The sequence below is a fragment of the Humidesulfovibrio sp. genome (genome assembly GCF_035560995.1).
Classification (GTDB): Bacteria; Desulfobacterota; Desulfovibrionia; order Desulfovibrionales; family Desulfovibrionaceae; genus Humidesulfovibrio.
Genome location: NZ_DATMYK010000099.1, coordinates 1 through 8,776, shown reverse-complemented (window position 1 = coordinate 8,776; position 8,776 = coordinate 1). Strand labels below are relative to the sequence as shown.

The window sequence follows — 8,776 nt, the reverse complement described above, 5'->3', positions numbered from 1 at the left end:
GGCCCAAGCAATGGAAAGTGGAGTGAAGCGCCGTGGCTGAAAACAGGCCGATCATCATCAAGAAGGGCAAGAAAGGCCACGGCGGCGCCCATGGCGGCGCCTGGAAGGTGGCCTACGCCGACTTCATGACCGCCATGATGGCCTTCTTCCTGCTCATGTGGCTGCTTTCCATGGTTGTGCCCGAAAAACGCGCGGGTGTTGAACAGTATTTCAAGGAATTCAGCCTGTTCGAAAAGCAGAGCGCCATGGATGCGCGCCAGGGCGGGGCCATGATCCCGGACCAGGACAAGCCGCCCGTACCCCAGCGCGACCAGCTCACCGAGGCGGCCGAGCACGGCAAGCAGCCCGCCATCCAGCCGGAGCAGCTCAAAAGCCGCCTGCAGGACGCCATGAACCTGAACCTGCCCGACGTGAAGGACCAGATCTCGGTGGACGTCACCGAGGCCGGGGTGCGCATCCAGCTGGGCTACAGGGACGACGACCCGCTTTTCGCCAAGGGCAGCCCGGAGCTGACCGCCAAGGGCCGCAAGGCCATCCAGTTCATCGGCCAGCAACTCAAAGCCCTGCCCAACAAGATCGAGGTGGAGGGCCACACCGACTCCGTCAATTATTCCGGCGGCCGGTACACCAACTGGGAGCTTTCCACCGCGCGCGCCAGCAGCGCCCGCGTGGCCCTGGAACAGGGCGGCCTGGCCGAGGAGCGCCTGGCCCGCGTGTCCGGCTTCGCTTCCACCCAGCCGCTCTACCCGGACAACCCCGCCGACCCGCGCAACCGCCGCATCAGCATCCTGGTGCGCAACTACGTCGCTCCGCAAGGCAAGGACGGCCTGGCGGAATCCCTTGGCGCGGAGGGCAAGGCCAAGCCCAAGGAACCGAACATCGCCGAGGAGGTTAACGCCACCATCGAGCAGATGCTCTCCGTGGACCGCGTGCGCCAGCCCGTGCAGGCCGAACCGGCCAAAGACGCCAAAAAGCCCGCCAAGGGAGGCCACTAGATGAGCCCGGAAGAGCAAGCCGCACAGGCCGTGAACCCGGCGCTGACGCCGGAGAGCCCGGTCTTTCTGGTGCTGCACAAGGACGCCCTGCGCGAGCGCATCGACGTGCGCGTGAGCCGTGTGCTGGCCCGGGAAGAGGACGTGCTGTTCCTGGCGCAGACGGACCCCCCGGTGCCCGGCGATGTGAGCGGCGCCGAGGCCGAGATTGCGTTGCTGGCCGAGGACAAAAACGGCACGGTGCGTCCTTTCGGCTACGCCGCGCGCCTGCTGGCTGTGCGCAGCGACTTTCTCCACGAGGACATGACGATTGAGGCCCTGGCCTTTTCCGCTCCGAAGCCGGGCGATTTCTTCGAGACCAGCCTGCGCATGCACTACCGCGTGCCCGTGGACGAGGACATGGGCGTGGTCATCCGTCTGGAAGGTTTCGAACACCCGGACCTGCTGGACTTTTCCGCCGGAGGCGCGCGCGTGCGCGTGGCCGAGGGGGAGGCGCCCTTTGCCGACCTGGCCGTGGGCCAGAGCGTGCCCTTCCGCCTGCTGTTCCTGGGCTCCGGCTACGCCGCGGGCGACGGCGTCATCCGCAGCCTGCTGCCCGCCGAGGACGGCGGTTCGGCCACCATCGGCCTGTTCTTCACCAACATGGAGATACGCGACATCCGCTACCTGGAGCGCATGGTGGCGCGCACCGTGTCCAGCTGCCGCCAGCGCGAGAGCGACGCGGAATACATCTAGCCGCATCGAAGTCCGGGGGAGAACCATGCACGCAAACGCCCACAAGATCATCGCCGGCAGCACGTTCCGCCGCAATGTCTACAACATGGTTCCCCAAGGGGCCTCGCGCATCCTGGACATCGGCTGCGGCAACGGGGCGCTTTTGCTGCGCCTGAAGCGCGACAAAGGCTGCACGGAACTCTACGGCGTGGAGATGGACGCCGGCGAAAGCCGCACGGCCGCGCAGGAGTTCGACGGCCTCTGGAATGTGGACATTGAGCGCGATGACAGCGTCTTTGCCGAACGGCAGGGCTTCTTCGACTACATCATCATGCACGACGTGGTGGAGCACCTCTACGACCCCTGGTTCACGCTGCAGAAGATCCGTTCGCTGGGCTCGGAGAAGTGCGTCTACCTCATCTCAACGCCCAATCTGCACCACTGGCGGCTGCAGCACGAGATCATGTCCGGCAAGTTTCCGTACGGCCACGGCCTGTGGCATTCCGGGCACCTGCGCTGGTACACCCCGGTCAGCCTTATAGAGCTGCTGATCATCGGCGGGCTGCGCATAGACGGGCTGTTTCTGGAGGTGCCGGACGACATTTCCCCCGAACGGCTGAAGCCCTCGGGAGAGGTGCGGCGGGTGGAGATTCCCCCGGCGGAGTTCCAGGCCGGTTTCGACCCGGAGCGCATCTACGCCGTGGAGTATCCGAAGAGCGTGGCCGCCTACATGCCGGTGTTCTACGCCCACAAGATCATCGCCCTGTGCGGCAAGGGCGATCTCATCACCGAACCCGCGCCCATGACGTACAATTGTGAGGGCGTGGATTCCCTGCGCAAGCTCATGGACCTGCCCTTCGACGTGTACAATCCGCCGCCCATGCACCCCCTGGTGGGCTCCTGGTGCTAGCGGAGCGCCCGTAGCCTCAGGGGAAGCCAGACTGGCGAAGCCTGACGAGTTAGCCCAGCACCATGTCGCGCAGGATGAAGACGCCCGTGTAGAGCTGATACAGCGCCATCAGCACCAGAAGCGCGTTGACCGCGCCGTGGGCCAGGGGCAGCAGCCTGCGCTTGGCCTTCACCCTGTCCATGACGAAGCCGGACCCCAGGCCGAAGATGATGAGCGGCAGCATCGCCAGCCCCAGCTGGTAGTGCTGTTCCGTCACGCCCAGCACGTGCCAGCTGTTCCAGGCCGCGCCGAGGCCGATGACGAAGGCCAGGGCCCACACGGTCATGACGGCGATGCCCTGGGCCACGTGGCGCTTCCATTGGAAGATGATGCCCTTGTGCCCCAGGTGCGCGAAGCGGAAGCGCACGAAGCCCAGATACAGCACATAGAGCGAGAGCAAAACGGCCATGGTTTGCAGCACGGGGTGTATCCACATGATCATGGTCGGGGTCTCCTTGGTCGGGGGGATGGTGGTTCAGGGGGGATGACGGTTCGGGCGGATCAGGCCGCCTGGCCCAGGATGTCCAGGGCGTCGGCCGCCAGGAAGCACAAAAACAGCACCAGGGACGCGTTCACCAGAGCGAAACCCAGGCGCTGGCGCGAGACCAGCGGCCACGAGCCGAGGCTTAAGGCCACGGCCAGGGCGGCCACCAGCCCCTGCCACAAGGGCTGCGCCATGAGCCCGAAGGCCGGAATGAGCAGCATCAGCGCGCCATAGCACACCAGCCACAGGGCCAGCGCCGCGCCCGCGCGGGATTCGGCCACGCCGTGCTGGGGCACGTGGAAGCCTGCGGCCTCGTATTCGGCGCGGTGCAGACGCGCGAAAAGCCAGAAGTGCGGCACCTGCCAGGCATAGAACACTCCGCCCAGCAGCAGGGCGCGCGTGGCGAAGGGATCGGCCCCGGCCGCGGCCGCGCCCAGAAGCGGCGGGAAGGCCCCGGCCAGTCCGCCCACCAGCATGGCCAAGGACGTGCGTTTCTTGAGCGGCGTGTACAGGCCGTTGTAGATGATGAGCGTAAGCGGGATGAAGAGCGCGGCGGCCATGCCGCCCGGCGTCAGCGCCAGGGCGGGCAGGCCCAGGCCCAGGCAGGCCAGGGCCACGGCCAGGGCGCTGTTCATGTCCAGGCGTTTCGCCGGCAGGGGCCGGTTTTTGGTGCGCTCCATGCGCGCGTCCTCAGGCCGCTCCTGCATCTGGTTGAGGGCAGAGGCGGCGCAGGACAGCAGGAAGGCCCCGGCGGCGGCCAGGGCCAGGTCCAGCGCGTTCGCCCGGCCCACGGCGGGCCCGGCGAAGAGAAAGCCCGCGCAGGCCCCGGCCGCGGCCAAGAGCCCGATGCGCGGCCGGCAGAGCGCGGCCATGTCGTTGAAACTCACGCTCACTTGTGCTCCGTGTGGGGCTTCATGTCTTTCCCCTGCTTGTCATTGCCGCCGCCCGCCGCGACCCCGTGGCCGGGCATGTCCGCCGGGGCCCCGGCCGGTGCGGCGTGGGCCGCCTCGCCCAGGGACTCCAGGAACTTCAGCAGCACGCCGCGTTCGGCGTCCGACAGGCCCGGGTACGGCGGCATGGCCGAGGGCTTGCCGATGCGCCCGGAGGGGTCCTTGAGCACGGACTCGACATAGGCCTTGTCCACCTTGGCCCCATCTGTGGCCGAGCCCTTCTTGCCGAACATGCCCTTGAAGCTCGGGCCCGCGATGTCCGAGCCGTCCGTGGAATGGCAGCCCAGGCAGCCCTGGGCGTCGGCCACGGCGCGCCCGGCCTCGGGGCCGTCCGCTGCGGAATCGCCACGCTCCAGGAAGTCCAGAATGAGCGTCAGCTCGTCCGGGGTGATCTGGTCGGCGTAGGCGGGCATCATCGGGTCGAAGCCCTTCACCACGCCGGTGCGCGGGCCCATGATCATCATTTTCAGGCTCGCGGCGTCGTACTTGAGCTTTTTTTCCTTCTTGTCCGGGCTGACGAGGACCACCTCGCGGCCCCACACGTCCTTCAGGCTGGGCCCGATGGACGCGCTGCCGTCCAGGCTGTGGCAGCTCAGGCAGCCCTTGGCGTCCAGCAGGGCCTTGCCCGGATGGCCGAGGCCCGCGCCCTTTTCGGCCAGGAAGCGGTCATACTCCTCCTGGCTCACGGCCTTGATGGACGTGAGCATCTTGGCGTGCTGCAGTCCGCAGTACACCGAGCAGAAGATGACGAACTCGCCGGGCTTGTCGGCCCGGAACCAGCCGTAGGTGGTCATGCCGGGCACGGTGTCGATCTTGAGGCGGAAGGCCGGGGCGAAGAAGCCGTGCAGCACGTCGGTGGAGGTGAGGGCCAGCTTCACCGGCTTGCCCACGGGCACCACCAGGGTGCCGCTGTGCTTGCCGTTTTCATACTCGAAGTCCCAGGACCACATGCGCGCGGTCACCTTCACTTCCATGGCCCCTTCGGGCGCGTCGCGCAGGGCGCGGTAGCTGTGCCAGCCGGAATAGAACATGCCCATGACCAGCAGGGTGGGCACCACGATCCAGATGACCTCGGCCCAGAAGTTGCCGTGGAAGGTGGCCGGATTGGGGTTTCTTTTGCGGCTGTAGCGGATGACGAACCAGATCATGGCCGCCGTGATGCCCAGCATGAGCAGGGCGGAGATGCCGAAGATCAGCAGGAAGGTGTTGTCCACCGCCTGGACCACATTGACGAGTTTCGGTTCCATGGCCTGCCCCTAGTACCTGTAGCCCACGTCCACGAACGTGAGTCCGATGGCGATGGCCAGAATGATGAAGGCCGTGAGCACCATGCCCTTGATGATCCAGTTCTCGTACTTCAGGTGCATGAAGAAGAAGATCACCAGGCTGGCCTTGATGCTGGCCACGCCCATGGCCACGATGACGTTCATGTAGCCCAGGTCCACCTTGGACACGGCCACGGTGATGACCGTCAGGGCCATGAGCCCCACCCAGATGAGGGTGAGGAAGCGGTAGCCCAGGGGCTGGTGTTCGTGGTCCTGGCCGTGGCCTTCAAGGGTGTGCTGCGTGGTGTGCTGCGTTGCGTGGGTGTCGGTCATGTGCGCCCCCGTCGTTTTAGGAGATGAGGTAGAACAGGGGGAAGAGGTAGATCCACACCAGGTCCACGATGTGCCAGTAAAGCCCGGCGTTTTCGAGCACCACGTAGTCCTCGCCCGTCACCTTGCCCTTTTTGATGAGCAGCATGACCCAGACGAGCACCGAGGCGCCGATGATGACGTGGATGCCGTGCAGGCCGGTCATGGCGAAGTAGAGCCCGTAGAACACGCTTTGCCCGTGGGGCAGCTGCGCCATGTGCTCCGAGCCGGGGATGAGCCCGTGGTGGAACTTGGCGCTCCACTCGATGGTCTTGTTGACCATGAACGCGCCCGCGCAGGCCACGGTGAAGGCCAAGAGGCTTTGGCAGAACACCAGGGCCCCGCGCCTGAGCGCGGTGATGGACAGCGCCACCGTGAGGCTCGACGTGATGAGCACCACGGTGTTCAAGCCGCCGATGAACACGTCGAGCGTCTTGCCGCCCTCGTGGAAGGCCTGGGGGAACTTGGCCCGGTAGCTGGCGTAGAGCAGGAACAATCCGCCGAAGAGCAGGATCTCGGTGAACAGAAAGAGCCACATGCCCATCTTGGAGGCATGGTAGTCCTTGTGCATCACAGGGGCGGCCATTTCAGGCGACATCTCGGGCGCGTGCTCAGCCATCGGGATTCACCCCCTTGTAGTCGTACGGTTCCGGGGCTTCCGGGTCGTGGTGGAAGGCCTCGTGCGGCAGGGGGGAGGGCAGGGTCCATTCAAGGGTCGCGCCGCCCCAGGGGTTTTTGTTGGCGCGCGGACCATAGCGGCAGCCCTGGTAAAGGTTCCAGAACATCAGGATGAGCCCGGCGGCCAGGAACCACGAACCCCAGGTGGAGACCATCTGCATGGGCGCGTACTGCGGCAGGTAGTCGTAGTAGCGCCGGGGCATGCCCTGCAAGCCCATGATGAACATGGGGAAGTACAAAACGTTCATGCCGATCAGGATGAGCCAGAAGCTCCAGGCCGCGCGGCCGAAGTCGTACATGCGGCCGAAGACCTTGGGGAACCAGTAGTGCATGGCGGCGAACATGCCGAGGCCCGTGCCGCCGAAGATGACGTAATGGAAGTGCGCCACCACGAAGTAGGTGTCGTGCACGTGGATGTCGGTGCCCGCGCTGCCCAGCACCAGGCCGGTCAGGCCGCCGATGGAGAACATGAAGATGAAGCCCAGGGCGAACAAGAGCGGCGGGTCCAGGCTGATGGAGCCCTTGTAGAGCGTGGACAGCCAGTTGAAGACCTTGATGGCCGAGGGGATGGCCACGACGAAGGTGAGGAAGGAGAAGACCAGCACGGCCGTGTCGCTCATGCCGCTGGTGAACATGTGGTGCGCCCACACCAGTGACCCGGCGAAGGCGATGGCCAGGCTCGAAAAGGCGATCATGTTGTAGCCGAAGATGTTCTTCTTCGAGAACACCGGAAACATATCGGAGACCACACCCATGGCCGGCAGGATCATGATGTAGACCGCCGGGTGGGAGTAGATCCAGAACAGGTGCTGGTACAAGAGCGGGTCGCCGCCCTGGGCCGGGTTGAACAGGCCCAGCTTGAGCACGCGCTCGGCGAAGATGAGCAGCGCGGTGATGCCCAGGATCGGCGTGGCCAGCACCTGAATCCAGCCCGTGGCGTACAGGGACCAGACGAACAGCGGCAGCTTGCGCCAGGTCATGCCCGGCGCGCGCAGGCGGTGCACGGTGGTGATGAAGTTCAAGCCCGTCAGGATGCTGGAGAAGCCCAGGATGAACACCGCGATGACCGCCACGCTGACGTTGGTCGTGGTGCGCTCGCTGAAGGGCACGTAAAAGGTCCAGCCCGTGTCCGGCGCGCCGTCGCCCGTGAAGATGCTGGTGAGGGCCAGGAGCGCGCCGATGACGTAGAGCCACCAGGAGAAGTTGTTCAGCCTGGGGAAGCTCACGTCGTTCGCGCCGATGTGCAGGGGCAGGAAGATGTTGCCGAAGCTGGCCGGAACGCTCGGTATGACCACCAGGAAGATCATGATCACCCCGTGCAGGGTGAACATGGCGTTGTACTGCTGCGGCGTAAGCAGCGTGCTGCCCGGCGTCATCAGCTTCAGCTTGATGATGAGTCCCAGCACCGTAGCCGCCGCGAACATGGCCAGGATGAGGCTCAGGTACAGGAGCCCGATGCGCTTGTGGTCGGTGGAGAAAATCCAGGAAGCCACGCCGCCCTTGCCGTGCGGTGTGTAAAAGGCGTTGGCCTGCGGATCGTCAGTGTGGTCCATATGGTCTCCCGTTCGCGTGTGCCGGCCGTGCGCCGCCTGGGGGCGGCAGGGCCTTGGGCCTGGCCTGAGTTTCTTGCCGGAGAGCTGCCTGGCCGCCTACTTGGCTTCAGGCGGGGGCGCGCCGCGCTTCTTGCCGCCAAAGGCCAGGAAAAGCGCGAAGATGCCGATGGCCACGAGCACGCCCGCTCCGGCCACCTTCACGAAGTCGAACACGTACCTGCGGCCCTGGGGGTCGTAGGTGTAGCACATGGAGATGGCGCGCTTGACCGAGAGCCCGGTCTTTTCCGCTCCGGCCTCTGTGGCGGCCATGGCGATGTCGAAGGCCAGGGGCCGGATGCCGTAGAGGTAGCGCGAGATTTTGCCCGAGGGCGTGAGCACGATGAGGGCGATGGAGTGCTGGAAGGCGTCGCCCGCGCGTTGGTAGCCGAAGCCCACGGAATCCATGAGCTTGCGCACGTTCTTCTCGTCGCCGGTCAAAAAGCGCCAGGCCATGGGCGGAAAGCCCGCCAGACCCGTGGAAAGCCCGGCGTTGAAAAAGTCGCCCTTGCGCTTGGTGGCCGTGGCCGGGGTGTCGCGGTCGTCGAAGCTTACGGCCAGCACCTGGTACTCCACGCCGGGTTTGAGGCCCACCTGGGGCAGCACCGAGGACAGCGTGCCGAGCAGCACGTTGCACTCGTTGGGGCAGGAATAATAGACCGGCGCGATGATGGTCGGCTTGTCCACCAGGCTCGCCAGACGCAGGCGGGTGCCGTCCTCGGCCAAGAGCTCCACGTCCAGGGCGGCCATGGCGCCGATGTGTTCGGTCACGCCCGTGGCCGGGTC

At 65.8% G+C, this 8,776-nt stretch carries 10 protein-coding genes; 3 read left to right on the top strand and 7 right to left on the bottom strand.

The genetic code is table 11. The annotated features are described in order from the left end of the window. The first annotated feature begins 32 nt into the window (after positions 1 to 32). The 3 genes from VN419_RS03710 to VN419_RS03700 are packed head-to-tail and all read left to right on the top strand — an operon-like array spanning position 33 to position 2,616. Positions 33 to 995 carry a flagellar motor protein MotB gene (locus VN419_RS03710; protein ID WP_325644569.1) on the top strand — a complete coding sequence of 321 codons (963 nt, stop codon included), beginning with the start codon at positions 33 to 35 and terminating at the stop codon, positions 993 to 995. Further along, a complete protein-coding gene (locus tag VN419_RS03705) occupies positions 996 to 1,727 on the top strand; it encodes a PilZ domain-containing protein (RefSeq protein ID WP_325644567.1) in 732 nt (243 codons plus the stop codon). 25 nt (positions 1,728 to 1,752) lie between these two features. Then, positions 1,753 to 2,616, top strand: a complete 864-nt coding sequence (locus VN419_RS03700; protein WP_325644565.1) for a class I SAM-dependent methyltransferase — start codon at positions 1,753 to 1,755, stop codon at positions 2,614 to 2,616. 49 nt (positions 2,617 to 2,665) lie between these two features. Here VN419_RS03700 and VN419_RS03695 read toward each other — a convergent pair whose 3' ends face one another. The 7 genes from VN419_RS03695 to VN419_RS03665 form a co-directional block, all read right to left on the bottom strand. Continuing rightward, positions 2,666 to 3,097, bottom strand: a complete 432-nt coding sequence (locus VN419_RS03695) for a DUF4079 domain-containing protein (RefSeq protein ID WP_325644563.1) — start codon at positions 3,095 to 3,097, stop codon at positions 2,666 to 2,668. Positions 3,098 to 3,156: 59 nt separating this feature from the next. Then, entirely contained in the window at positions 3,157 to 4,032 is an 876-nt protein-coding gene (locus VN419_RS03690) for a UbiA family prenyltransferase (protein WP_325644561.1), read from the bottom strand. Next, the gene (coxB, locus tag VN419_RS03685; protein WP_325644559.1) at positions 4,029 to 5,336 is read right to left on the bottom strand and encodes a cytochrome c oxidase subunit II; all 1,308 of its coding nucleotides are present in this window, start codon (positions 5,334 to 5,336) and stop codon (positions 4,029 to 4,031) included. The genes VN419_RS03690 and coxB overlap by 4 nt, the downstream gene beginning before the upstream one ends. Positions 5,337 to 5,345: 9 nt before the next feature. Continuing rightward, a complete protein-coding gene (locus tag VN419_RS03680; RefSeq protein ID WP_325644557.1) occupies positions 5,346 to 5,687 on the bottom strand; it encodes a cytochrome C oxidase subunit IV family protein in 342 nt (113 codons plus the stop codon). A gap of 16 nt (positions 5,688 to 5,703) precedes the next feature. After that, the gene (locus VN419_RS03675) at positions 5,704 to 6,342 is read right to left on the bottom strand and encodes a cytochrome c oxidase subunit 3 family protein (protein WP_325644555.1); all 639 of its coding nucleotides are present in this window, start codon (positions 6,340 to 6,342) and stop codon (positions 5,704 to 5,706) included. Then, the gene (ctaD, locus tag VN419_RS03670; RefSeq protein ID WP_325644553.1) at positions 6,335 to 7,954 is read right to left on the bottom strand and encodes a cytochrome c oxidase subunit I; all 1,620 of its coding nucleotides are present in this window, start codon (positions 7,952 to 7,954) and stop codon (positions 6,335 to 6,337) included. Before ctaD ends, VN419_RS03675 begins: the two co-directional genes overlap by 8 nt. Positions 7,955 to 8,050: 96 nt before the next feature. Then, the coding region (locus VN419_RS03665) for an SCO family protein (RefSeq protein ID WP_325644551.1) at positions 8,051 to 8,776 on the bottom strand (726 nt) is incomplete at its 5' end.

Bases quoted from the DNA above. Each gene is read 5' to 3' on its own strand.
- VN419_RS03705 (WP_325644567.1), top strand. From the start codon at position 996: ATGAGCCCGGAAGAGCAAGCCGCACAGGCCGTGAACCCGGCGCTGACG.
- VN419_RS03700 (WP_325644565.1), top strand. From the start codon at position 1,753: ATGCACGCAAACGCCCACAAGATCATCGCCGGCAGCACGTTCCGCCGC.
- VN419_RS03695 (WP_325644563.1), bottom strand. From the start codon at position 3,097: ATGATCATGTGGATACACCCCGTGCTGCAAACCATGGCCGTTTTGCTC.
- coxB (WP_325644559.1), bottom strand. From the start codon at position 5,336: ATGGAACCGAAACTCGTCAATGTGGTCCAGGCGGTGGACAACACCTTC.
- VN419_RS03680 (WP_325644557.1), bottom strand. From the start codon at position 5,687: ATGACCGACACCCACGCAACGCAGCACACCACGCAGCACACCCTTGAA.
- VN419_RS03675 (WP_325644555.1), bottom strand. From the start codon at position 6,342: ATGGCTGAGCACGCGCCCGAGATGTCGCCTGAAATGGCCGCCCCTGTG.
- ctaD (WP_325644553.1), bottom strand. From the start codon at position 7,954: ATGGACCACACTGACGATCCGCAGGCCAACGCCTTTTACACACCGCAC.